Source organism: Lysinibacillus canaveralius (assembly GCF_047301505.1).
Classification (GTDB): Bacteria; Bacillota; Bacilli; order Bacillales_A; family Planococcaceae; genus Lysinibacillus_B.
The window spans coordinates 124574-147500 of record NZ_CP154840.1 but is presented as its reverse complement, the minus strand read 5'-3'; the positions used below and the strand labels follow the sequence as shown (position 1 = coordinate 147500).

Annotated in this window: 26 protein-coding genes, 1 rRNA gene and 1 riboswitch; of the genes, 2 read left to right on the top strand and 25 right to left on the bottom strand. The window is 36.7% G+C overall.

The genetic code is table 11. The features are described 5' to 3' along the window. Window positions 1-299 precede the first annotated feature (299 nt). Window positions 300-932 carry an MOSC domain-containing protein gene (locus AA0Y26_RS00725; RefSeq protein WP_413364407.1) on the top strand — a complete coding sequence of 211 codons (633 nt, stop codon included), beginning with the start codon at window positions 300-302 and terminating at the stop codon, window positions 930-932. A 198-nt stretch (window positions 933-1130) separates the two neighbouring features. Here AA0Y26_RS00725 and AA0Y26_RS00720 read toward each other — a convergent pair whose 3' ends face one another. The 21 genes from AA0Y26_RS00720 to AA0Y26_RS00620 all read right to left on the bottom strand — a co-directional run bounded on the left by AA0Y26_RS00720 (window position 1131) and on the right by AA0Y26_RS00620 (window position 16811). Continuing rightward, entirely contained in the window at window positions 1131-1331 is a 201-nt protein-coding gene (locus AA0Y26_RS00720; RefSeq protein WP_413364406.1) for a hypothetical protein, read from the bottom strand. A gap of 353 nt (window positions 1332-1684) precedes the next feature. Beyond that, window positions 1685-2404 carry a LytR/AlgR family response regulator transcription factor gene (locus tag AA0Y26_RS00715; protein WP_413364405.1) on the bottom strand — a complete coding sequence of 240 codons (720 nt, stop codon included), beginning with the start codon at window positions 2402-2404 and terminating at the stop codon, window positions 1685-1687. 5 nt (window positions 2405-2409) lie between these two features. Continuing rightward, window positions 2410-3507, bottom strand: a complete 1098-nt coding sequence (locus AA0Y26_RS00710; protein WP_413364404.1) for a sensor histidine kinase — start codon at window positions 3505-3507, stop codon at window positions 2410-2412. A 258-nt stretch (window positions 3508-3765) separates the two neighbouring features. Next, entirely contained in the window at window positions 3766-3906 is a 141-nt protein-coding gene (locus tag AA0Y26_RS00705; RefSeq protein ID WP_413364403.1) for a hypothetical protein, read from the bottom strand. Then, a complete protein-coding gene (locus AA0Y26_RS00700; protein WP_413364402.1) occupies window positions 3891-4475 on the bottom strand; it encodes an accessory gene regulator B family protein in 585 nt (194 codons plus the stop codon). The genes AA0Y26_RS00705 and AA0Y26_RS00700 overlap by 16 nt, the downstream gene beginning before the upstream one ends. A gap of 159 nt (window positions 4476-4634) precedes the next feature. Further along, the gene (locus AA0Y26_RS00695) at window positions 4635-7613 is read right to left on the bottom strand and encodes a type 2 lanthipeptide synthetase LanM family protein (RefSeq protein WP_413364401.1); all 2979 of its coding nucleotides are present in this window, start codon (window positions 7611-7613) and stop codon (window positions 4635-4637) included. A gap of 141 nt (window positions 7614-7754) precedes the next feature. Continuing rightward, window positions 7755-7982, bottom strand: a complete 228-nt coding sequence (locus tag AA0Y26_RS00690) for a mersacidin/lichenicidin family type 2 lantibiotic (RefSeq protein WP_413364400.1) — start codon at window positions 7980-7982, stop codon at window positions 7755-7757. 34 nt (window positions 7983-8016) lie between these two features. Further along, complete coding sequence (locus tag AA0Y26_RS00685; RefSeq protein ID WP_413364400.1) at window positions 8017-8244, bottom strand: mersacidin/lichenicidin family type 2 lantibiotic; 228 nt, start codon at window positions 8242-8244, stop codon at window positions 8017-8019. Window positions 8245-8277: 33 nt separating this feature from the next. Next, on the bottom strand, window positions 8278-8505 hold the full coding sequence (locus AA0Y26_RS00680; RefSeq protein WP_413364400.1) for a mersacidin/lichenicidin family type 2 lantibiotic: 228 nt from the start codon (window positions 8503-8505) through the stop codon (window positions 8278-8280). A 34-nt stretch (window positions 8506-8539) separates the two neighbouring features. Then, window positions 8540-8767 carry a mersacidin/lichenicidin family type 2 lantibiotic gene (locus tag AA0Y26_RS00675; RefSeq protein ID WP_413364400.1) on the bottom strand — a complete coding sequence of 76 codons (228 nt, stop codon included), beginning with the start codon at window positions 8765-8767 and terminating at the stop codon, window positions 8540-8542. Window positions 8768-8800: 33 nt separating this feature from the next. Next, a complete protein-coding gene (locus AA0Y26_RS00670; protein WP_413364400.1) occupies window positions 8801-9028 on the bottom strand; it encodes a mersacidin/lichenicidin family type 2 lantibiotic in 228 nt (75 codons plus the stop codon). A gap of 33 nt (window positions 9029-9061) precedes the next feature. Further along, window positions 9062-9220 (bottom strand): mersacidin family lantibiotic, encoded by a 159-nt coding sequence (locus AA0Y26_RS00665; RefSeq protein WP_413364399.1) that lies wholly within the window; start codon window positions 9218-9220, stop codon window positions 9062-9064. A gap of 95 nt (window positions 9221-9315) precedes the next feature. Then, window positions 9316-9540, bottom strand: coding sequence for a mersacidin/lichenicidin family type 2 lantibiotic (locus tag AA0Y26_RS00660; protein WP_413364397.1), 225 nt, complete (start codon window positions 9538-9540; stop codon window positions 9316-9318). A 42-nt stretch (window positions 9541-9582) separates the two neighbouring features. Further along, a complete protein-coding gene (locus AA0Y26_RS00655) occupies window positions 9583-9804 on the bottom strand; it encodes a mersacidin/lichenicidin family type 2 lantibiotic (protein WP_413364396.1) in 222 nt (73 codons plus the stop codon). Between the two features lie 186 nt (window positions 9805-9990). Beyond that, entirely contained in the window at window positions 9991-10167 is a 177-nt protein-coding gene (locus AA0Y26_RS00650; protein WP_413364395.1) for a hypothetical protein, read from the bottom strand. Window positions 10168-10178: 11 nt separating this feature from the next. Then, window positions 10179-11384 carry an ABC transporter permease gene (locus AA0Y26_RS00645; RefSeq protein WP_413364394.1) on the bottom strand — a complete coding sequence of 402 codons (1206 nt, stop codon included), beginning with the start codon at window positions 11382-11384 and terminating at the stop codon, window positions 10179-10181. Beyond that, on the bottom strand, window positions 11377-12276 hold the full coding sequence (locus AA0Y26_RS00640) for an ABC transporter ATP-binding protein (protein ID WP_413364393.1): 900 nt from the start codon (window positions 12274-12276) through the stop codon (window positions 11377-11379). Before AA0Y26_RS00640 ends, AA0Y26_RS00645 begins: the two co-directional genes overlap by 8 nt. Window positions 12277-12367: 91 nt before the next feature. Next, on the bottom strand, window positions 12368-13720 hold the full coding sequence (locus tag AA0Y26_RS00635; protein ID WP_413364392.1) for a S8 family serine peptidase: 1353 nt from the start codon (window positions 13718-13720) through the stop codon (window positions 12368-12370). After that, window positions 13701-15854 (bottom strand): peptidase domain-containing ABC transporter, encoded by a 2154-nt coding sequence (locus AA0Y26_RS00630; protein WP_413364391.1) that lies wholly within the window; start codon window positions 15852-15854, stop codon window positions 13701-13703. The genes AA0Y26_RS00635 and AA0Y26_RS00630 overlap by 20 nt, the downstream gene beginning before the upstream one ends. Before the next feature lie 15 nt (window positions 15855-15869). Then, a complete protein-coding gene (locus AA0Y26_RS00625; RefSeq protein ID WP_413367992.1) occupies window positions 15870-16106 on the bottom strand; it encodes a response regulator transcription factor in 237 nt (78 codons plus the stop codon). 117 nt (window positions 16107-16223) lie between these two features. Further along, window positions 16224-16811 carry a glycosidase gene (locus AA0Y26_RS00620; RefSeq protein WP_413364390.1) on the bottom strand — a complete coding sequence of 196 codons (588 nt, stop codon included), beginning with the start codon at window positions 16809-16811 and terminating at the stop codon, window positions 16224-16226. Window positions 16812-17185: 374 nt separating this feature from the next. Here AA0Y26_RS00620 and AA0Y26_RS00615 point away from each other — a divergent pair. Beyond that, window positions 17186-18759, top strand: a protein-coding gene (locus AA0Y26_RS00615) for an IS3 family transposase (RefSeq protein WP_413364389.1) whose coding sequence is annotated in 2 segments (ribosomal slippage) — window positions 17186-17822 and window positions 17822-18759 — 1575 coding nt in all. Because the reading frame shifts where the segments join, the coding sequence is not laid out codon by codon here. Between the two features lie 242 nt (window positions 18760-19001). On the opposite strand, the gene AA0Y26_RS00610 is transcribed toward AA0Y26_RS00615, so the two are convergent. The 4 genes from AA0Y26_RS00610 to rrf form a co-directional block, all read right to left on the bottom strand. Beyond that, a complete protein-coding gene (locus tag AA0Y26_RS00610; protein WP_413364388.1) occupies window positions 19002-19976 on the bottom strand; it encodes a hypothetical protein in 975 nt (324 codons plus the stop codon). Beyond that, complete coding sequence (locus AA0Y26_RS00605) at window positions 19976-21208, bottom strand: glycosyltransferase family 2 protein (RefSeq protein WP_413364387.1); 1233 nt, start codon at window positions 21206-21208, stop codon at window positions 19976-19978. The genes AA0Y26_RS00610 and AA0Y26_RS00605 overlap by 1 nt, the downstream gene beginning before the upstream one ends. Then, window positions 21201-21968: a hypothetical protein gene (locus AA0Y26_RS00600; protein WP_413364386.1), complete on the bottom strand. Its 768-nt coding sequence runs from the start codon at window positions 21966-21968 to the stop codon at window positions 21201-21203. Before AA0Y26_RS00600 ends, AA0Y26_RS00605 begins: the two co-directional genes overlap by 8 nt. A gap of 40 nt (window positions 21969-22008) precedes the next feature. Further along, a riboswitch (cyclic di-GMP riboswitch) is annotated at window positions 22009-22092 on the bottom strand. Window positions 22093-22681: 589 nt separating this feature from the next. Then, window positions 22682-22797: ribosomal RNA gene (rrf, locus tag AA0Y26_RS00595) — 5S ribosomal RNA — on the bottom strand. Window positions 22798-22927: the final 130 nt, after the last annotated feature.

Below are 22927 nucleotides of genomic sequence, written 5' to 3'. Positions count from 1 at the left end.
ATTCACTAGCACTACTAAATAATCTAGCCTTTAAATGAAAATAGACGTACTTCTTAGAGAAATACACTCTTTCCTGAAGTATGTAAAATATGATCTAATCCTTCAAATCAATTAAATCTTCTTTCATAAACGTGCCTCCTATAGTTTAAGAACATTGCTTCACATTCTTTAATTAAAATATGTTAACCTTTTCCTATCCCTTATTTTTTAAAATTGTAATTTTTTAGACAACACTCACATAATACACATTATATTAGCAAACTGATTTTGAAGTTCTGTAGAAATGAGGTAAATTCAAATTGGGTAGAAAAATTATTAATTTAGCTGTTGGAAAACCAAAGGAATATAATTGGAATGATAAAAAAGAGCTTTCCGGGATAGGGAAATCGACTGTACAAGCTTTCGAGGTAGAAAGAACTGGAATCGTTGGTGATGATGTTGCAAACCATAAATTCCATGGGGGACCAGATCGTGTAGTATGTTTGTACCCATTCGAACATTACGCTTACTGGGAAGAGGAATTTCAAAAGAAGCTTATTCTGCCTGCTTTTGGGGAAAATCTTACCGCAACAGGGATGACAGAAGAACAAGTTTGTATTGGTGACATTTATAAGATAGGCGATACTATTCTTCAAATAACACAAGGGAGGGTACCTTGTGTAACTATCTCCAATTATAACGAGGAAAAACAATTTTTAAAGAAGGTTATTGAAACAAATCTAACGGGCTACTTTTTTCGGGTATTGGAAGAGGGAACTATTATGTTCGATTCGGAAATAACTCTTTTGGAAAAACACTCAAAAGAAATATCGGTTTCTTTTGCTACACAAATTCTTTTCCATCAAAAACAAGATAAAGTATCAATTGAAAAAATATTAACAGTTGATGCTCTTTCAGAGGAATGGAAGAATAGGTTTTTAAAATTGCTATGATCTTTCTTTTTTCAAAACGGTAGATAAGGCTAAGACCTAGCCTAAAAAGCTAGGTTTTTTATGTATGCTTTATTGAATAAACTGCCCAGCTATTTTGAGTAAAGGTTTTCACAAAACCATTATCTAATTTTCTTTAAATGGCTTTATTCCCTAATCCGGTCCTTTAATAGAAAAACGGAGAAGCTTCTATTACCTGGTTTAATCATATTGTCTTAATGTACGCTTTATATCAAAAAAACCTATCGTGCCGCAAACGAATACCCCTAATCCCAATAGAACTGTAAGAAACCAATTATCCCCCCAACTTACAATTACACTGTATAAACAAGCCGCAGCAGTTATTGTCGCACCATATTTTGCCCGCCATTTTTCTAACTTTAAATATTTTCCATTGCTCAAAATAGTTCACTCCATTTCCTCCTTTTATTAATTAACGAATTATAGATTAATATTCCACGAACAACTCAAAAAGCCTTCATCTTTTCCTTATTCCACAATCTGGCCCGATTATGAAACAAGGAAAAATCGAGTATATTAACATAGAAATTTTAATTAAACTTTACTGTGAATGATTGGTCTTTATTTTAAATAATCGAGTTTTGTCTACATGACCAATCTTTTGTATCACACTACAGAAAAGCCTTTATTCAGTCTTCTATTATATAAATATGCCTTCACCAAGGGCTACCCTAATAAAACGAGAGTAACCCTTGGTGAAGGCATCAGTGACAAAGAATTATAAATATATCGATTTACTTTACCAGGCCTTTAATAAGCCGGGCTGATGCATAGCAAACTTCACCATTCTCCAAGAAAATGGTTCTATCTTTCGAATCGATGTTTTGGATTTTAGTTTTATTTACAATAAAAGATTTATGGCAGCGGTAAAGATCCGGATGTAAACCTTCATAATTTTTTAACCGCCCGTAAAATTCGATATGTTCATTCTCTAAATGTAAGATAATTTTATGTGAGTCTGGTGAGGCTTCGAAAAAGTAAATACTTTGAAAATCAATATTACGGGTACGCCCTGTCGTTTTGATTTGTAATTTTTGAATGTTATCTTGTTCACCCATTTTTACATAACGTCGATGTGCTTCTTTTAACGTAGATATTAATTTTTCTTTTAACGTATCGGCATTATCTTTAATAATAAAATCTAGGGCAGCTAATTTATAAATGAATGTAAGGAAGCTCATTTCAGCATGCGTAGTAATATACACTAAGTTAGCGATAGGATCTTGTTCCCTGATTTTGCTGCCTAACGCAATACCTGTAATTTCATCATTTAAGTCTATATCCAAAAAATAACAGTCTGCCTTTTCATTTTCCAGAAATGATAAAACATCTTGGGGTTTATTAGTGGCAAGTACCACTTTCATCCCGTTATCTTCTATCATGGCATAATTCTCGATTATTTTTTTGGTTCTTTCTAATTGAACTAGATCATCTTCACAGATAACAATATCCATATTACCTACTCCTTTTTAAACTCGATTTCTTGAATAAAATAAGGAGGGCTAATTTTCGTGTTCAAACTAACATTTTGTAATTCATTTTTCATTTGACGTAAATTAGCTAAGCCTAAACCTCGATTTTCTCCTTTTGTTGAAAAGCCTTCTTGGTAAATTTCATGTACTTTTATATCTATTTCCTCATTAAATGTATTATTCACAACTAATAACGTTGTCTCATCCATATTAATAAACGCCAAACGTACTTCACCATTTACAATTTCACGTGCAGCTTCAATGGCGTTATCCAGCAGGATGCCAACCATACGGTTTAAAATAATTGGATCTACCGGGATATCAGTGATCTCTTCAACAATTTCAACATAAAATGGCACATGATTTGATTGAGCTTGCAAAATTTTTGTCGTTAACAGCCCTTTTAAACTATTTATTTTCAGGTTATTCAGCATCATCATTGCTTGTTGATTAAGTTGTTCCTGATGGTTCGCCTCTAAAATATGATCATAGAAGTAGGTATGCAGACCATCATAATTTTTTTCATCAATATATATACGTAATGTAGATAAAATATTAATGTAATCATGTTTAAATTTACGCATATCCTGGTTAATCTGTTCAAGCGATGCAACATAGGATTCGAAGTTCTTTAATTCTTGTTCCCGCTGTTCCATTTTATATTGTTTAAACGCTAAATATAAAACGACAAAAATACTGATTGTGAGCAACGTGAGATAAACGAGGAACATCGCTAAATTATCTCGAACACTTTCATAAAAATTATCTTGATCAATTGCTATAATATTGATGTAAATAAAAACGACTGTTGCAACACCAAGGAATAGTAAAATATATGAAACATATCTATTAAATACCCAGCGATTAGTCAAATATTTTACAATTCGTTTGTAACAAAAGGCGAATAATAGAGCAAATACTATTAAAAACAATAAATATCCAATAAAAGTTAGCTCCTCACCGCCTATTTTATTCAGTAAATGAAAAGCCAGTACATACGAAAGATTGTCGCTAATTACTAAAAGAATGAGCGCCATCAATACATGAAGAATATGCCCAATAACTTTTGTTTTTCGATAAATCATGATTGTTAATATTATTAGGAAATAAAATACTGATGGCGCACCAATAAATTGCGATAATATACAGGTTGGTAAAAATATAATAAGTATAATAGTGAGAAATTGTTTTTTTGACCACTTTATCTCTAAAACATACGTGTAGAAAAACAGGAGTATTGGTAACTGAATAATGGTTGTTAATAGTGAATCAATTGTTAATTGCTGCATACCACACTTCCTTTAACAATTTTACTATATAACCATTATATAACAAATCCCCTTTTAAAACTCTTCGTTTTTTAATTCTTCTGGCAATTCTATTTCATCTAAAAGCCCTCCACACATCAAAGTAGCACTACTTTCCGCAATTCCAATGAAAAATGCTGCACTCATCACCGCTAAATATTTTAGATATCCAAACATTCTGACTCCTCCTTTGTTTTTGCCCATGAATAAATAATAATAAATGTTTCAAGCAGCATACCTCCAACTATAAATTTAGAAATGGCTAGAGGTAATACTATAATTGCTATCATAGTTAATAAAAATCTTTTATACATTTTCTTTCTTAAATAACTCATATGCCTATCATTTCTGACTTTATTTTTCTGTGAACTAATAGGTGCCAATGATGTAAGCACCGCAACACAAGCTAAAAAGATTCCCCAAATAGAATTTAATGAAAAACTGATTGTGTTAAAGATATGTGTAAAACTGAGGAATAAAACTGCACTTGTTACCAAGCATGTTTTAAAAGAGGTACAATGTAACCCAAAAGCTACTTGCCGGAAACAGTAAAAACCGATATGGACTAAAGCTAATTGCCATGCTATACCTAAAACAAAGGCAAGTGTGTAAATAATAGCAAGTTTCTTAAAATCCAAAATAAAAATACGTAATCCATGAATTAATTTAATCTCATCAAGCTCTGAAATTTTGCCATATTTTTTGTAATGGTTTAGTAGTGTCTGTTCTTTTAAAGTGTAGACCATTTTATCCCCTCCTTTTCTATCTTCATTTTAACTAATCAGATACTAAAATTTATATTTATCCCATATAAAACCACTTTTCTATAATATACGTACTATTTCGGAGATTATTAATCCCTGAACGTATAATTTTTCATCTTAAACGTAAAAAAACCTTGGAAGTTAATCCAAGGCTTCAGCTAATCCTAATGTTAAAATGGAAGGTATCTCTTCTGGGTTATTAACTCTTAATAATTGATAGCCGATCCCTGCTACACCATTAAATAGACCTTTTGCTTCAAAATCAAATACATTTTCTACCCCGTAATCAGAATTGGTAATAATATTACTTACACTTTCATGGGCTAAAGACAATGCTTTATCTTTTAATCGCTTATCTTTTAACTTCTGTCCGGCCAGTAAATATAATTCAGTATCTCCTAAATTGCCATCTTTTAAGGAATTGTTCTGCTTTTTCTCCTGCCCTTCTAACATTGTCAATGCTGCTTGAATAATGTCAGCATATTTTTCCTTATCATTTAATAAATGACTAAGCCCGATCCCTGTTGTTCCGTGAGTCCAAGCATGCTTATACTGTGGATCTTCAAGCCTCATATCTCTCCAGCCTTTATCTTGAACAAATAACTCTTTTTCATAGTCCAAAGCTTCAGCGGAAACTTCAATTAAATGCTGATCATTTAAAGTTTTTCCAGCTGCATACAATGCTAATCCAATTCCAGAAGCCCCATGTGATAGGCCGCCTAATCTTGTATTTATGTGTCTATTAATCCATACTCTATTTCCATTTTGACTATCTGAACTAGATAATAGGTGCTGGACATATGCCTGGGCAATATCTTTGTAAACTTCCTCTTTCGTTTCATTATATAAAGTAACTGCTAAGCTAATAATCCCCGCTGAACCGCTTAAGAAATCCAGTTCTCTATCATTGTTTATTTCTTGCAGCAATTTGGACTGAATTTTTTTAATATGCTCTTCATATGTTGGGTTTGGATCAATCTCCATCATTTTATGAAGCGGGTACAATAAAGAACATTCTCCAAAAAATGCTGACACTAACCCTTGAGGCTGTTTAAACGTTTGGAAGGCTGACTCAATTGCTGCTTGGGCAGCAGCTTTATACTTCTCCTGCCTCGTTTCTTTATATAGCTGCGAAAGGAATAAAGCGATCCCCGCCAATCCATCATATAAATTTACACTCATCGGCATGACATTCCAGTTATTTTCATGGCTTTGAATTGTTAACCAGGATACTGTCTTTTGATCATCAGACCACGTTGCTTCTTCAATTAAATAATCTCCTATTTGACATACAAAGTCTTTTAATGAGGCATCCTGAGTCCTAGAAATTAGTTTTTTATCCGTTTCGCCGGAAGCTTTGATATCTTGTACATCCATTCCTATCGCTAAGATAAGCCACCTTTTTTGATCTTGAATTTCTTTTTCAGATAAATTATTAATTTTTTCGGTTACTATTTCTAAACCTGTTTTCTGAAAGAAGTTAGGAATACTCTTATGGTGACTTGTGTATAGATTTTTGCTATTGACGGTCGTATAGAAATACGGAACATCTCTTTGTAGTAAGTCTGTCAATTCATGAGGTATTACACGAGTGTCCTTAAATGGATATAACCATATACGTTCCAGCAATTGTTCTAATGCTGCAGCTTGCGCTGAATAATCAGGATGTGTCGCCTCCATCAGAAAATTGGCATAATGTTGTGTAGCTCTTAAGATAATTCTAATCTTGCTATCTGCAAAGCGTTGAATAGGTCCTTCAATAAGTTGCTTCTTAAAATTTAAAATGAATTGCATCATTTGCTCGTATCCCTCGACAATGTTGGATAAATACGCCTGCGTATCTACTTTTTGACCATTTAAATAGGGAATATTTTTGGCTCCTGTAGTAAAAACCTCTTTCATCTTAAAAATCATTTCATCTGTGTTTGCTTGATCTATTTGTAATACCGGAAATGGTAACCTTTGAACTTCCCCTTTTAAAGCACTTAAATCGATGCCTCTTCCATCCGCATTTTGGAATAATGCCTGAGGTAACAAACCTGTTCCTATTACAGATTTACTTTGATCATATTTCAATTTAATTTCAGCCGTATCTGGAAAATCTAATTCCGGGTATTGGTGAAAAATAGTCTCTAAATCAATTAAATATGGATATTCTCCATTAGCGATAATATTTTCATAGTGCATATCTGCACCATTAATCATGTGCATTAATCCGACCAGCTGCCCAAAGCGTTCATAATATTTCTTTACTTCTTCTTCTGATTCACAGGGTTTTTGAATAATACACTCTTCAAATCCATATTCTCCATAGTCTAATACTTTATAAGTTGGCAAGCTAATATCAGAATCGTGTTGATTAATCCACAGGATTAATTCATTATACTTTTCAACAATATCCAAGGATTTTGGTTTGTACATAATGGACTTTTCATTTGAATAATTCAGCTTTGCTACAGTTTGTCCTTTTTGATGGGTATCTCCCAATCCAATTTCGATATCCAGTAATTTAGCTCCCATTAAATCAAACTTTTGATATAGATCCACCCAGCTGTCATTTAATCTTTTAAATAAGGTCGTCATATTATTAATAAAATATTCCGTACGTTCTAAACAAGCTCTTTTTAACAAAGGATACTCTTCATAGAATCTATGTAGATACCCTAAATCTCTAGCATGCTTGATAATAAAGGATTCGAATCTTTCCTCAGGTGTTTCTCCTTCTAAGGTTTCTCGTAATTTCTCAATTTGCAACTCTAAGGTTACTGTTTTGGAAATAAGGCCGACCAACTCTGTAGCAATAGCATCAGCCAGAGATTGTTTGATTTTACTCCATTCGTATCGCTCATTGAGCGTTAGGACCGTTTGAATTTCTTTTTCAACCTGTTTAATAGCATATAGGGCAAACGGATAAATAAACTCTACTAAAGTGGGCTTTTCTAATTTTTGTTGCAGCTGATTATATAACTCCATACCTTCATCTAGCATATTTATGTTCAATTTCTGATTAAGATAATTTTTAAATTCACTATTGGAAGTTTCATTATTAACATTCAGAAATTTTTCTTCATTATATTCCGATACTTGTAATTTATCGTTGTTAATTATTTGTTTTACCAATGCATTCACTCGCTTTCATAATGTTATAAAAATAATCACGGACTACTTATCCATTTAGTAAATAGGCCCTGATTATTTTTAAAATAAAGGGGGGAAGGGAACCCCCCGCTTTACATCTACTGTTTATTGAAAGTTATGAAATTAACAAATTTTGATGGATGCCGTTAAACCGATGATTACCCCTACACAAAGCGGTGTTGTCTCTGGTTTCACGTCTGCTGCGCCTTGGATTTGCGCTAATTCTTCCTCTGTTAAGTCGCCGAAGCTTTTACCCGACGGGTGGACCGGCAGGTTCTCCAATTTCTCACGTACTTTTGGATCCTTCCAAGCTGCAATGATTTCCTCTTTTGTTAGGTTTGTGTTTGTCATTATCATTTCTCCTTTTTTTATATTTTGATTGAAATTAACAAATTTTGATGGATGCCGTTAAACCGATGATTACCCCTACACAAAGCGGTGTTGTCTCTGGTTTCACGTCTGCTGCGCCTTGGATTTGCGCTAATTCTTCCTCTGTTAAGTCGCCGAAGCTTTTACCCGACGGGTGGACCGGCAGGTTCTCCAATTTCTCACGTACTTTTGGATCCTTCCAAGCTGCAATGATTTCCTCTTTTGTTAAGTTTGTGTTTGTCATTATCATTTCTCCTTTTTTATGTTTTGATTGAAATTAACAAATTTTGATGGATGCCGTTAAACCGATGATTACCCCTACACAAAGCGGTGTTGTCTCTGGTTTCACGTCTGCTGCGCCTTGGATTTGCGCTAATTCTTCCTCTGTTAAGTCGCCGAAGCTTTTACCCGATGGGTGGACCGGCAGGTTCTCCAATTTCTCACGTACTTTTGGATCCTTCCAAGCTGCAATGATTTCCTCTTTTGTTAGGTTTGTGTTTGTCATTATCATTTCTCCTTTTTTTATATTTTGATTGAAATTAACAAATTTTGATGGATGCCGTTAAACCGATGATTACCCCTACACAAAGCGGTGTTGTCTCTGGTTTCACGTCTGCTGCGCCTTGGATTTGCGCTAATTCTTCCTCTGTTAAGTCGCCGAAGCTTTTACCCGACGGGTGGACCGGCAGGTTCTCCAATTTCTCACGTACTTTTGGATCCTTCCAAGCTGCAATGATTTCCTCTTTTGTTAAGTTTGTGTTTGTCATTATCATTTCTCCTTTTTTATGTTTTGATTGAAATTAACAAATTTTGATGGATGCCGTTAAACCGATGATTACCCCTACACAAAGCGGTGTTGTCTCTGGTTTCACGTCTGCTGCGCCTTGGATTTGCGCTAATTCTTCCTCTGTTAAGTCGCCGAAGCTTTTACCCGACGGGTGGACCGGCAGATTCTCCAATTTCTCACGTACTTTTGGATCCTTCCAAGCTGCAATGATTTCCTCTTTTGTTAAGTTTGTGTTTGTCATCGTCATTTCTCCTTTTTTATGTTTTGATTGAAATTAACAAATTTTGATGGATGCCGTTAAACCGATGATTACTCCTACACAAAGCGGTGTTGTCTCTGGTTTCACGTCAGCCGCGCATTGGATTTGCGCTAATTCTTCCTCTCTTAAGTTGCCGAAGCTTTTACCCGATGGGTGGACCGGCAGGTTCTCCAACTTCTCGCATACTCTTGAAGCTTTCTAAACTTTAATGAGTTCTTTTTCGATTAAGAGCGTATATTGACATATCCTTATCTCCTTTTGAGTGAGCATTAGCAAATTTTAATGGAGGGAGCAAAAGTAATTAGTGGAAGACAAACTGGGCTTGTCTCTGGTTTGACATCTGATGCTCCTTGAATTTGCGCCAATTCTTCCTCTGTTAATTCTCCGTAAGTTCTACCTGATGGATGTTCGGGTAAACTCTTGAACTTTTCACGTACTTTTGGATCCTTCCAAGCCGCAATAATTTCTTCCTTCGTTAAAGGTGTGTTTGACATATTCATCTCTCCTTATTTTTGGTTGATTTTTATTTCTTAAAATCAACAAAGTATGATGGATGCAGTTAAGGGAACGAAAATACAATGGGGAGTTGTTACAGGATTTACGCCTGCTGCACCCTGGACTTGCACTAATTCCTCCTCTGTTAGCTCCCCGTAACTTTTACCAGACGGATGTTCTGGTAAGGTGTTGAACCTCTCACGAACTTTTGGATCCCTCCAAGCTGCAATGATTTCCTCTTTCGTTAAGTTTGTATTTGACACATTTACACCCCCTTATTTATTCTTCTATTTACTGTTTCTTACAACTCTTACTTTAAATGATTCAGAAAATTCTTTGTACTTCGCAAAATTGCATACTTTTGAAAATCTCAATTTTCAATAGAGATTATTTCCATTAAAAAAGTCTCCCCAAAAGCTTAATAAGCTCTTGGGAAGACTCTTTTGAATTTATGAAACATACGGGTTTGGCCGATGAGTTGGTGTCAGGGACTCATATAAATGCTCATTGGTTACATATGAAGAAGCACCATGTACCATTTTCAGCTCTTCCACTGACATTTTCTTTATATTTTCATTACTCACATGTGTTTTATGTGATTTAGTTCGAAAAATATTAAATTTCATACTAATTCCTCCTATCGGTTAAATTGAAGTAATTGTTTAAACGTTAAACTATCCGATTTTAAAACACCTTTTGGATAGATTTTTGCTGCTACTGCTGCAAACAGGGCAATAAATAAAATCATGATGAGCAGCGAAACAATAATTTCGACTGGTGCAATCGTATTATAGACAATACGGATCAGTACACTCATGGGTGCTGTAAATGGAATATACGAAGTTACTTTCGTCATCGTTCCTTCTGGATAATCCATTACAAACAGGATTTCTACTGCCAAACTGGCCATCAGTAAAATCACAATGGGCATCGTGGCACTCGATAGGTCATCCGGACGGCTTACCATCGAGCCGACAATCGCAAATAACGTGGCATAGATGAAGTATCCAATGATGAAGAAAATAAGAATGTAGAAGGCTGTTCCCCATGTAATTGTCTCAATGACAGTCTGGACAAACGAACCTTCAGGAATATCGAAAATCCCTAGATTGGCCCATAGTAGGAGGGCGCCAATAAAGATAAATAATTGTGCCAGACTTGCCAGCCCGATGCCAAGAATTTTCCCGTACATCATAGGCACCGGAGCCACTTTTGTAATCATGACTTCCATTACTCGGGAAGATTTTTCGGATGCGATAGCTGTTGCAACATTATTGCCATATGTTGAAATGGCTAAAAACATAATGGTAATCAGTCCGTAAACAATAAGCAGGGCATTTGGTTCTGTTTCATATAATGATTCAACGCTGCTTTGCAGTGGCGCATTCAGTGCCTGCACGACAGCCGGATCGATTGATTGAGCGGCGACAATGGACTCCACTTTCTTTTGTTCGATATAGGATTCCAACGTAAGCAGCAGTTCATTGTTCACTTTTGGCATATAGATATTCAGCTGCATCATATCCGCTTGCTCTTCTAATATAAAGAAGCCGTTCAATTCCTCTTCTTTAATTTCTTCTTTCAGGCCCTCTATCTTCACATCGTTTACAATCTGCCAGCTTCCGGCCACGCCAGCCAGCTCTTGTTCGGACAATTCTAAAGAGGTATGATTCACGATTTTATACGTTTCTTCTGAACCATTCTTATTGAACATATTCAGGATTGCCGGGGAGGCAAAGAGCAGTACGCTCAATGCCACCAGGCCGATTGTGATATATAAGTAGGGCTTTGTTTTAACGGCTTCTTTGAAAACCGTGCTGAATACAATACTGAAATTACGCAATGACATCCCCTCCTGTCCGTTCAATGAAGATTTCATGCAGACTCGGCTCTTTTAGTGAAACCCCCTGCAGCTCGAATTTCTCCCCAAATTCCTGAATAAGCTGGTAGATTTTTTCGCTGCGCGGAATGCGTAATTTATAACGGTTGTTTTCCTGCGTGAAATCATACTGTCTATGCGTTAGGTAGTCCTTCAAGTGAGCGGCTGCCGTCTCCAGTTCCAGGTAGCGGTAGTCATACGAGCTCTTTACATTCGCTAGCTGGTCAGAGACAATCAGATTGCCGTCCTTTAAAATGCAGATTTGGCTGCAAAATGACTCGACCTGCTCCATTTGATGGCTGCAGAAAATAATCGTTTTCTTTTTGGCAATCAATTCTTTCACAACGCTTTTCAGCATATCTGCATTTACGGGGTCCAATCCGCTGAAGGGTTCATCTAATATGATAAACTCCGGATCATGGATAATCGCTGTAATCAATTGTACTTTTTGCTGATTCCCCTTCGATAATTGTTCGGTACGCTTCTTCGCTGCATAAGAGATCTCAAGCTTTTCCAGCCATTTTAGTGCCTCTTTTTTCGCTTCTTTTTTGTCCATGCCTTCTAACATGCCAAAGTAAATAATCTGATCTAACACATTCATTTTGGCGTACAATCCGCGTTCTTCCGGTAAATAGCCGATCCTTACGTTCTTCTTGGAAAAAGGCTTTCCTTTCCATAAAATCTGTCCGCTGTCTTTTGGAATAAGCTCTAACATCATCCGAATAGTCGTTGTTTTTCCGGCACCATTCCGGCCTAGCATCCCGAGAATCTGTCCTTCTTCCAATTGAATCGAAATATTATTCACCGCTTTTTTGCTGCCAAAGCTCTTGTTTAAATTTTTAATTTGAAATGTCATGTAGCACCTCTCCTAGCTGACCATTTTTATAATAGAAATAACCGCAATTCCAATAACTACTCCAGCTAAAGCCGTTAATACTTTTTTCATTTTATCTTGCCTCCTTAATTGCTTTTAAAGATCCATAAGCATTTACAATACCCACCCCTACTTCGTGTTTAGGAGCGCTTACTTTACTAGCACCTTCATATAAATATTTTTTAACCTGATTAACAGTAGGCTTTTTATTATGTTTTTCTTGGTATTCTGCAATAATTAATGCTGCTACTGCACTTACTTTAGGGGCAGCTAGACTTGTTCCGATCATGAATTCATATCCATGTTCAAAACCTGCATATTGACTTAATTCAGATTGTGGTATGTTTAACGGATACGTTGTAATAGTCATCGCATCTAATTTCATTTGTCCTGATGTTTCATAATTTTCGCCATAATCTCCCGCTGGCGCTGCAATAGTAACTTGAGGTCCAAAATTTGAATAGAAGGATAACTGGTCTAACTTATTAGTTGCTGAGACCGTCACAACCTCAGACAATCCACCCCCTGGCAGATGTATCTGTACATCATCCGGTGCCCCAAGTTGTTCGGCTAAATCTTTAGGGTTACTCATGTCATAACCATCTGTACCAGCTGAGGCAATAATAATACTGCCTTCTTTAGTTGCATATTTTACAGCTCGGCGATATGCTTCGATAACAGCCTGATCCTCTTTCTTTTTCAATGACTTGTATGTTCCTAAACTTAAGTTGATAACATCCATATCATCTTTGGCCGCTTCTACAATTGCTTCTATAATCCACATGGAATCAGCAGCATCTGTATGGAACACCTTATATGGCACTAACCCCACATTAGGAGCAATACCTTGTAAATTACCATTGGCTGCAATCACCCCTGCCACCATTGTTCCATGTCCTAGATAATCTTGTGTCGTTGTAATACCAGGGACAAAGCTCTTTCCAACACCTACAATATTTGAAGCTAAATCCGGATGATTAAAATCAATCCCACTGTCTACTACCGCAACTTTTACCGTATGATTGCCTTTTTCAATTCCATAACTCGCGCCATCATTAGTGACCCGGTTAATATCCCATCTCCAGGAATCATATCTGGAACCTGTTTTTCCCTCTAAAGCTACCGGTGCCATTGCTGCTTCTGGTTTAACTTCTATTACTTGCTCTGGCCCGCTCCATTCGATAGATGAGCCATATTTATCTAATGCCTGTTTGCTTGAAGCTCCTTCGATACTAAGCATTCGGATTTCTTCAATAAAGTTGTAATCCAGAGATTTCTCTTCTAATATTTCAATAATCTCCTCAACAGGCGCGCTCTCTTTTAAGCCATATAAATAAGTTGTGCCTGCTGCTTTTGCTTCCTCATGGGATATGAGGAAAAGCAACCCTAACGACAAAAGTAAATATTTAAACGACCATTTCTTCATTTTTTTCCTCCTCTAATTGTTGCGTCGTATAAAGACGATGATAATATCCTTTTTTATTTAATAACTCTTGGTGACTGCCAACTTCTACAATCGTCCCTTTATCCATAACGATAATTCGGTCTACATCTTTTACAGTACTTAAACGGTGTGCGATTAAAATTTGTGTAGATTCCAAGGTTTTTAAATAATCAGAAATATTTTTCTCTGAAACGGTATCTAACGCACTTGTCGCCTCATCTAGAATTAAAACTGATGAATTTTGTGCAAGTGCACGGGCTAAAATCATTCGTTGACGCTGGCCCCCTGAGAAATTTATTCCGAATTCAGATACTGTCGTGTAATAATTTAAAGGAAGCTTCATAATTTCATCATGTATATTCGCTCTATGTGCAGCTACTACGGCTTCCTCTAAAGGCATATCTTCTTTAGCCAGGGCTATATTTTCGTAAATAGTTTTGTTAAATAGCCGTGCTTCTTGAAAAACTACGCCCATATTTTGTCTAAGCTGGCCTAATTCATATTCATTTATGGACTTTCGATCAACATAAACGTCTCCTTCTGTCGGCTTATAAAGCCCCAATAAAATCTTCACCAATGTACTTTTGCCTGATCCAGATGCTCCTACTATGGCCACTCGTTCGCCGGAGTTAACTTTAAAAGAAACATCTTTAAGGGAGTAATCACTGAAGAAATTATGCTTATAGGAAACATTTTTCAACTCAATTTCTCCTTTGAGGGCTAGGCTTTCCTGGGTCTCACCTTGTTTTTCCTCTGTTCCGCTCATCACATCGTATAACTTTTGAATATACGATCCTATATAGATAAGTTCTCCATAGCTATTTCCTAAAGAAATAATTGGAGCCATAAACGCTGTAGATAAAGCATTAAACGCTAAGACCATCCCTAATGACATACTGCCATTCATCAATGCATTTCCGCTTAGCCAAAGGAGGAACACAGGCAATATAAATTGTAAGGCGGTAGCTATCGTATTAATAAACGTTGTCCAAATAGATCGGCGCTCTGCATACTTTATCTGCTTTTGAAATACCTTATACCACTGTTCGTAGACGCTTTTTTCCATGCCCATTACTTTGACATCACCAATACCATTCAAACTTTCAGAAAGAATACTTTGAACTTTTGCCTGGTAAGAGATTTCTTTTTCCGCCAATTTCCGTGAAACCTTTGTACTGATTATTAATGTTGCAAAAATAGCGATGCCTAAAGATAAAACGACGCCCATTAATTGAAGTGAATAAGTAGCCATCATGGCTAAATATGAAATTAATAAGACAACATCAATAAAAACTGTAATAACTTTCGTTGATAAGATCTGCCTAATATAAACATTCGAATTAGCTCTAAACAGCAATTCACCTGTAGAACGGTTTTCAAAGAATGAATATGTTAACTTCATTAATTTACTTATGAAGTCTGTCATTAAAGATTTGTCTACTGCTGTTTGTAATTTTGCAATCAATATTCCGCGTAATCCGGTGAAGACAAAATAACCGCTGAATAACAGAAGAAGACTATACCCCACTACGGACAATAAGCCCTCGTCTTCTAAAACAAATAGTGTATCTGTCATCCATTGGATAAGCTGCGGAACACCTAAAGTTACCACTTGAGCTATAAGTGATATTAGAATAATGGCCATCACTAGCTTTTTGCTTTTTAAAATATAATTTAAAAAATAGCGAACATGTGAAGTTCCCTTTCTTAATTGGAAATTTTCATTCGGGCTCAAAGTTAAAGCAATTCCTGAATACTTACTTTCGAATTCCTTAAAGGATACGGTCTGCCTTCCCTGAGCCGGATCGACTATAACTGCTTTTCTGTTATTGATGCGTTCTAATACAACATAGTGTTTATTTTCCCAGTGCAAAATGGCTGGCAATTTTACACTTTTTAAATCCTCAGCAATCACTCGATACCCTTCTACATTCAAGTTGTAATTCTCTGCTATCTTTGTAATTTGATACAGAGAGGTTCCTCCTTTAGAAACTCCATAAATTTCCCGAAGTTCAGAAAGAGATATACAATGCCCATAGTAATTAAGCAACATTGCTAAAGAGGCCAAACCGCATTCACTATGATGCATTTGTTCAATGTACGGAACTTTTTTCATATATGCCCCTTCCTTCTATATAAATACTTCAACATCATCCCAATCGTAGTTAATCTCCACTAAACCTTTTTGGTAAGCTAAAATACCAATTTGAACCCTTGATTGAATATTTAACTTTTGCTTAATGGATGCTATTATTTCTCCAACTCTTCGTCGACTAATAAATAGCATCCTTGAAATTTCTACATCCTTCATTCCTTTTGCTACTAAAGCCGCTACTTCTGCCTCTCTTTGACTTAATTCAACCTTCATTTCTTCATCACACCTCTCATAATTATCCATTTATAAACAAAGAATAAATATACAAAATGTACCAGGCTAAGGTGTCCAATTTAGAAACTCTTGATTAGCAGCCCCCTTCTTCCACTTTTAATAGGTAATGATTTTCTGTTCAAATGCCTTGCTAATCGACTCTATATAATTTGGTACTTTAAAATAAGCATTAATCCGATAAAGGGATTGATCGATTTCTTCAGCTGATAACCCTCTTGTACGCTGGATAAATTCAAATGTATGACCAACTGCCAGATCTTTGAGGATTTTCTTATCCACCTCCTTTAAAGAAACTTCCGGGAAATGAGAGGTGTTACTGTTAAAGGATTCCATCAGTATTAAAAACTCGTTCAGACTTGTATTTTTAGTAACACTTGCCCAACGTTCTTCATCCTTTAAATGATGGTAAACCTCGCCCATCCGCGAATCTACAAGCAACATGATGTCTGTTTCCGGGCCTTTTAGCTTCTTTAAACTCTCAATAATCATTGCAAAGTGCTGATTTGTTGTTTCAACCACCACAATATCGATACATTGTTCTTTAATTTTTTTTATTAATGCCTGATTAAATAAAGGAGCTTGAATTGGATAAGTATCTACTTGCCAAGTTGGACGCCTATCACGAATAGCTATTTGTAATGCCTCTATAAACAAAGTAGACATTGAAACAATTAATACTTTCAAAATATCCCCCCCCTTTGAAAATTTCCTATCTTCACTATACTTTCATTTTTCTTTTTATTGTTTAAGTGCTCTTCAAAACCAAGAAACCACTCATTACTGTTCTTTTTATAGAAAAAAAAAACGTTCATACAATCATGAACGTTTTCCCTTCCCGTAGATTCCACGAGGAAAGTACATATTTGGCTAGGCTGCACACACTACGTCAAACAGATACAATAAGGGCTTGTAAACTTAGACTATCAATTTGCACTGACCTAAATAATTGAGACAATAAAGAAACACCTTACATTGAAAAATAGGTATTGAATGATATGCTCCCCGTTGGGTAGACAGATTAAAAAATAAAATCTGTTTATCTAATGGGGAGATTTTTTATGTCTACATATTTTTTCTCTAAGGAAGAGAAATTGGCGATTATTAAGTTTTATCACGAGGAGCCTTATACCTTAAATGAAGTAGCGAAAATCTTCCACGTTCATCGGGATACCATTAGAGATTGGCAAAACGATTATCTCCATTTTGGAGAAGACGGTCTTGAACGGTTACCCAAGCAGAATTTTTACTCAAAAGAAGTAAAACTCGCTGCTGTTCAAGACTACCTATCTGGTGATTTATCATTAAGAGAGGTGACAAGGAAATATAGACTTTCAAGTAGATCCGTTTTAAGAAACTGGTTGAAAAAGTATACTAGTCATAGTGAATTAATAGATTCGGGTAAAGGAATGAGCCAAACTATGACTAAAGGAAGAAAAACAACGGTAGAAGAACGGATTGAAATCACAAAAGCTTGTGTAGCGAATGGGAAGAATTATCAAGAAATAGCGATACAATATGGGGTTTCTTACCAGCAAGTCTATCAATGGGTTCGGAAGTTTGAACAAGATGGGGAAAAAGCGCTTCAAGATCGACGTGGTCGTACAAAACCGGCAGAAGAGCGTACACCAGAAGATGAACTGCGTATAAAAATTCAACAGATGGAACGAGAAAACGAACGATTACGTGCAGAGAATTTATTCTTAAAAAAGTTAGAGGAAATCGAAAGGAGGAATCGTTAAGCAAAGTTCGTATTCAGAGTCGTTATGGCGCGATTCAAGAGCTAGCCAAGACGGAGAATTTATCGATCATTTTATTATGCCAAATCGCCAAGATTTCACGTGCCGCTTATTACAAATGGGTAAACCGTCAACCAGCAGCGCAAGAACTGGAGAACCAACAGTTAGTGGAATCCATCCAACATTTATATAAACAAGTAGAGGGAATATACGGTTATCGTCGCATCACAATGACCATTAACCGGCAGCGTGAAAAAGAAGGTTTAGCGAAAGTGAATAAGAAACGTATTTACCGCCTGATGCAAGTTTGTGGTCTGGAAGCGATTATTCGTCGTAGACCCAAGCGTTACCGTAAGGTAAAGCCGGATTACGTAGCGGAGAACATTTTAGCACGTGAATTCACGGCAGAAAAGCCAAATCAAAAATGGTGTACAGATGTCACGGAATTTAAGTATGGGAATGGGAAAAAGGCCTATTTAAGTGCCATTATCGATTTGTATGATAAGTCCATTGTAAGTTATGTAGTAGGACATTCAAATAACAATGACCTTGTCTTTAAGACGGTAAGACCGGCTATCCGAGCAGTAAAAGAGGACGAATATCCACTGTTACATAGTGATCGTGGCTATCAATATACATCCAAAGAATTTAAAAGGATTTTAGAGAAGGCAGACATGACACATAGTATGTCTAGAGTAGGTCGCTGTATCGATAATGGACCAATCGAAGCGTTTTGGGGGACATTAAAAGTAGAGAAGTATTATTTACATAAATACGAGTCGTATGAAGCGTTAAAGTACGCCATTGATACATACATCACTTTCTACAATCACGAACGTTACCAAGAAACACTAAACGGCTTGAGTCCCCTAGAATACAGGGTCCAAGCCGCTTAAAGCATTTTTATTATTTCCACTGTTTACTTGACAGGGTGCAGTTCAGAATACCGAGAAATCAATGTGGAGGTGTTATTTCTATAAACACAGGAATAAGGGATGTTTTCATGCTGTCTTATAGATAGCCGTCAGTACCCAATTAACCAGGACTCTTTATTTATGCCCTGTATACTCATCATAAATGGTATTCAAATCTACAGCCTTTTCGTGCTTCAAGTCGTTACTTTATAATAATCATCCATTTACATTGCTATGATCATTTCATAATGAATATAGTCAAAGAAATGCGCCTCTTTTAAAATCCCCTGCTTTACTAAGCGGTCAGCTTGCTGCTGAACTTCCTTTGCTAAATCAGTTTTTCCGATTTCTTGAAAATACATAAAGGCATATGCATATACAGATAGTGATTCATATGATACTGATGGATTGTTATTGTTCCGAGTATAATGGCCGTAGAGCTTTCCCTCTTTGCGCCACTCTTCTATGATCCATTTTTGAAAAGCCGGTGATGGTTGACCGACAGAATAGCGATTTAAGGCAATAAGCAACTGGTCAATCATATGCACTTCTGTAGACTTCATATATGATTGTGTTTTTAGATCATAGTATTCCGGAAAAAATACTTCATCCTTATTTAAAGAGGTAAGTATTTTCTCTGATGGACCAGTATTCTCTAGCACAGCGAAAAAGTCCGGAGTTAAATAACTTAAGGTAATACGCTGGGCTGGTATACCTGTTTTCCCATCTATAAAGTCCGTATAAATACCATCTATCAGTTGCTCGCTTTCAATCATTTGCGTAAGTTTATCTGCTAATTCTCTATAGCTGGTCTGGTCAAACTGTTCAGCTGCTGTTTGTAGAGCATGAATAATACGAACATCGTCGATTAGCGCATTAACATCTGTTTCTTCCTTAGTCACCCAACGTATATAAAGACCGCTGTTGCTTTCTTCAAGAAAGTGTTCTTTCAACACTTCTACTTGCCTGCCAAACTCCTTCTCATCATCTTTCAAAAGCAAATAACCCATATACAAACCCATGCTTTCGGATAAGTATTGAGAACTCGCATTGTTAGGATATGCATGTATCAACTGTTCTTCATCCATATACTGTTCTTTGACATAATGCTGCACGCTTTCACCTTCTTTTTTCGACCACCATGTAGCAAAAGCACCTATTAGAAAGATTAAAAAAGTAAGAAGAATAATTTTTTTCATTACCCAGAGCCTTTCTGCTTGAAGCGAACTGTTTTATCCCAAGAAATTGTCTTTCCACTAAGCCGGCTTACTATATAGCCATAACCGCTTCGTATGAGAAGGATTAGAAACAGCTGTGCATAAGTAAAATACATGATTAAAATAAAAATTACATTGATAAACGATATGTTTCTATCAATGACAAGAGCACTCAGTAACTGGGCAGTATAAATAATGTAACTCATGAACCAAAGCATCAAAAGCGGAGCAGCAATTGTTGGAAGCTCTAAACCAAGAAGACTCATAATAAAAAATACATCAGAAAACAATAGAAGCAAAACAAAAATCAAGTATGTGAGCAGATGCTGCAGTGTTAGGACAAACGTTTTCCCTTTCCAGTGAATCAGTTCATGAAATGACTTTTCGAGCAAATATAGATTACCAGTTAACCAGCGGGTTCTTTGTCTAATAAAGACTGACAGTTTTTCGGGTTCCTGTTCCCAGGTTCTTGAATCAGGAACGACAGGTAACACCCACCCTGCTGCTGTTAAGCGGATTGTCAGTTCTGCATCTTCTGCAAGTGCGTATACATCATATCCACCAAGCTCTTCCAATACAGATCGACGGAGCAGCATATTAGTACCTGCAAGTGATCCCAATTTGAATAAAGCCCATCTTCCACATTGCATAAGCAGTTGAAAAACTTGAAACTCAAGGCTGATCATCCTAGTTAAATAATTTTCATCAGCGTTCATTGTTTTCACATATCCAACCGCGCCTGCTGCATCTGGTGTTTTTTCAGCTGTTTCCATCAATTTTAAAAGTGCGTCTGGTTCCGGCTGATTGTCCGCATCGTATACGATAAAGTAGTCGGACGATGAAATTTTAAGCCCATAGTTTAATACCCGGGATTTTCCCTTCGGTGTCCCGTCTGGCACAGGAATATAGTGAATATGCGAAAAAAGTGCAGCAAAACTCTTTCCAATAGCTGCAGTCTCATCTTTCGACTGGTCATCAAGCAGATAAATATCCAGCTGACCTGGATATTGAAGGCGGGCCATTGCTGACAGTGTTTGCTCAATGACAACTCCTTCATTATGAGCAGGAATAAAAACTGCCGTGCTAGGATAATGATCAAGCTTACCAGGGGGCTTATACCAGATTCGGTACCACAAGCCGCCAATGGTTACAACAGAGTAATACATTAAAAGAATCCAGAAAAACAGCATGATGATCGTTAATAGACTACCCATTTGCCTGCTCCTCTAACAATGCCTCTATTTGAGTAACATCTTTTATTATTTGTTCTTCAAAAATGAAAGAAGGATAGATATCGTTAAATAAAGACTTTGACTCGCTTTCAATTCTTTTTTTCACGATCTCAACACCAGACTGGTTTGTATTTTGAAGTAAAACTAGAATAGTAGACTCCGTTGAGGTGACAAGATCATATTCATCACGAATTGACTTAAATGCTAATTGTTCCATAGCTTCCCTATAGCTTTTTTTAGTATGTTTGTTTGTCAAAGTTAACTGAAGCTTTAGCAGCCAGGCTTCTTCACCTCGCCGTGAAGTTCCACGCAAAATCCGTTTTGCCTGGTCTATAAATTCGTGATTCGTTAATAGCTGTGAGCCAGGCATATGCTTCTGGAGCATCTGCACTTTTTCTGTAAGCCGTTTGTTTTCCGACTCAGTGCTTTTAATAATGTACATTAAAATCCAGTTTAAAAGCAGACAAACTGTAACAAGTAGATGCAGCAGCATAAAAGATACCTGTTGATTTTCGTTCTGTTCTGTCAAAAAAGCCACAATCGTCAGAAAGGTACCAAAAGCAATTGCTATTACAATCATAAACAGAAAAAGGAATTTTTCACTTAGAAAAGACATGAGGATTAGCGAAATAAAAATTAAAGCAATTGCTACATCTGTATAAGGAAACGAAGCAACAAAAATAACTGCAATACAAATAATAATGCCTGCCATTAGAAATGAAATGACAGAAGGTTTACTCATCTATAATTCACTCCTTAAAAACGGCCATAAAAAAGCCGTCCAAAATAATGGACGGTTGCGCCACTTGCTCCCAATCTGCCAGGCGCCCATATACAGCAAACTGTTCAACGCATCCTTTTTTATAGTAGAATAGAAGCGCCCTCATGTCAAAATACTAGTTATCCATTTCGTTAAATAGAATCCCACCGTTATTTTAGCTTAAACAGACACTTCTCCTCAATCGAGTAATAATTATTTATCATACCTTTACCGATTATAGAGTTTCTTGTTGCCTTTGCTTGTAGAGAAGCTGATTGCCTGAAGTATGAGAAAACCGTTATGGCAGTTCATGTGATTAGGAAGAAAGAGAGTCCTTTTGAACAATAAAAAACTTAACCTCTACAGGTCGAGTCCGATCGCCCAGCGATGTCCTACTCTCACAGGGGCGCCTCCAACTACCATCGACGCTATCGTCGCAGCGCGATGACCGGCGAATGACGGCGTCATCTGCGCTCACTCTTTCAGTCACGTACCGAGTACGTTCCTTCTTTTGTTCCCTTGTTTCCTTGTCCTTCTTGGTCCTCCCACTGCTCGGGGGAATTCTTATCGTATTCTTTGATTTCCTTACATAAAATGAATCCTTCGGTTTGCGCGCCGATCTCACCTTCGGTGTTTGGTGGTTGGGGGCTTTTTGAACAATAAAAAAACCCAACCTCTACAGGTTGAGTCTAATTGCCCAGCGATGTCCTACTCTCACAGGGGGAAGCCCCCAACTACCATCGGCGCTAGAGAGCTTAACTTCCGTGTTCGGTATGGGAACGGGTGTGGCCTCTCTGCCATCATCACTAGACTTGCACATGGATGTGCTGACTTCTGCGCTGCAACACGATGTTGCGCTTTTAGCAGAAGTTCCTTTATATAACTGAAAGAAGTTTATTCTTTCAAAACTGGATAAACGTTTCATTGTGCAGCACACAAAA

Coding starts and splice junctions, on each gene's coding strand:
- AA0Y26_RS00710 (WP_413364404.1), bottom strand. CDS start 3,507: ATGATTTATCGAAAAACAAAAGTTATTGGGCATATTCTTCATGTATTG.
- AA0Y26_RS00635 (WP_413364392.1), bottom strand. CDS start 13,720: ATGAAGAAATGGTCGTTTAAATATTTACTTTTGTCGTTAGGGTTGCTT.
- AA0Y26_RS00640 (WP_413364393.1), bottom strand. CDS start 12,276: ATGACATTTCAAATTAAAAATTTAAACAAGAGCTTTGGCAGCAAAAAA.
- AA0Y26_RS00660 (WP_413364397.1), bottom strand. CDS start 9,540: ATGTCAAACACACCTTTAACGAAGGAAGAAATTATTGCGGCTTGGAAG.
- AA0Y26_RS00675 (WP_413364400.1), bottom strand. CDS start 8,767: ATGACAAACACAAACTTAACAAAAGAGGAAATCATTGCAGCTTGGAAG.
- AA0Y26_RS00670 (WP_413364400.1), bottom strand. CDS start 9,028: ATGACAAACACAAACTTAACAAAAGAGGAAATCATTGCAGCTTGGAAG.
- AA0Y26_RS00605 (WP_413364387.1), bottom strand. CDS start 21,208: ATGGGTAGTCTATTAACGATCATCATGCTGTTTTTCTGGATTCTTTTA.
- AA0Y26_RS00685 (WP_413364400.1), bottom strand. CDS start 8,244: ATGACAAACACAAACTTAACAAAAGAGGAAATCATTGCAGCTTGGAAG.
- AA0Y26_RS00610 (WP_413364388.1), bottom strand. CDS start 19,976: ATGAAAAAAATTATTCTTCTTACTTTTTTAATCTTTCTAATAGGTGCT.
- AA0Y26_RS00715 (WP_413364405.1), bottom strand. CDS start 2,404: ATGGATATTGTTATCTGTGAAGATGATCTAGTTCAATTAGAAAGAACC.
- AA0Y26_RS00680 (WP_413364400.1), bottom strand. CDS start 8,505: ATGACAAACACAAACCTAACAAAAGAGGAAATCATTGCAGCTTGGAAG.
- AA0Y26_RS00705 (WP_413364403.1), bottom strand. CDS start 3,906: ATGTTTGGATATCTAAAATATTTAGCGGTGATGAGTGCAGCATTTTTC.
- AA0Y26_RS00650 (WP_413364395.1), bottom strand. CDS start 10,167: ATGAAATTTAATATTTTTCGAACTAAATCACATAAAACACATGTGAGT.
- AA0Y26_RS00700 (WP_413364402.1), bottom strand. CDS start 4,475: ATGGTCTACACTTTAAAAGAACAGACACTACTAAACCATTACAAAAAA.
- AA0Y26_RS00690 (WP_413364400.1), bottom strand. CDS start 7,982: ATGACAAACACAAACCTAACAAAAGAGGAAATCATTGCAGCTTGGAAG.
- AA0Y26_RS00630 (WP_413364391.1), bottom strand. CDS start 15,854: ATGAAAAAAGTTCCGTACATTGAACAAATGCATCATAGTGAATGCGGT.
- AA0Y26_RS00625 (WP_413367992.1), bottom strand. CDS start 16,106: ATGAAGGTTGAATTAAGTCAAAGAGAGGCAGAAGTAGCGGCTTTAGTA.
- AA0Y26_RS00600 (WP_413364386.1), bottom strand. CDS start 21,968: ATGAGTAAACCTTCTGTCATTTCATTTCTAATGGCAGGCATTATTATT.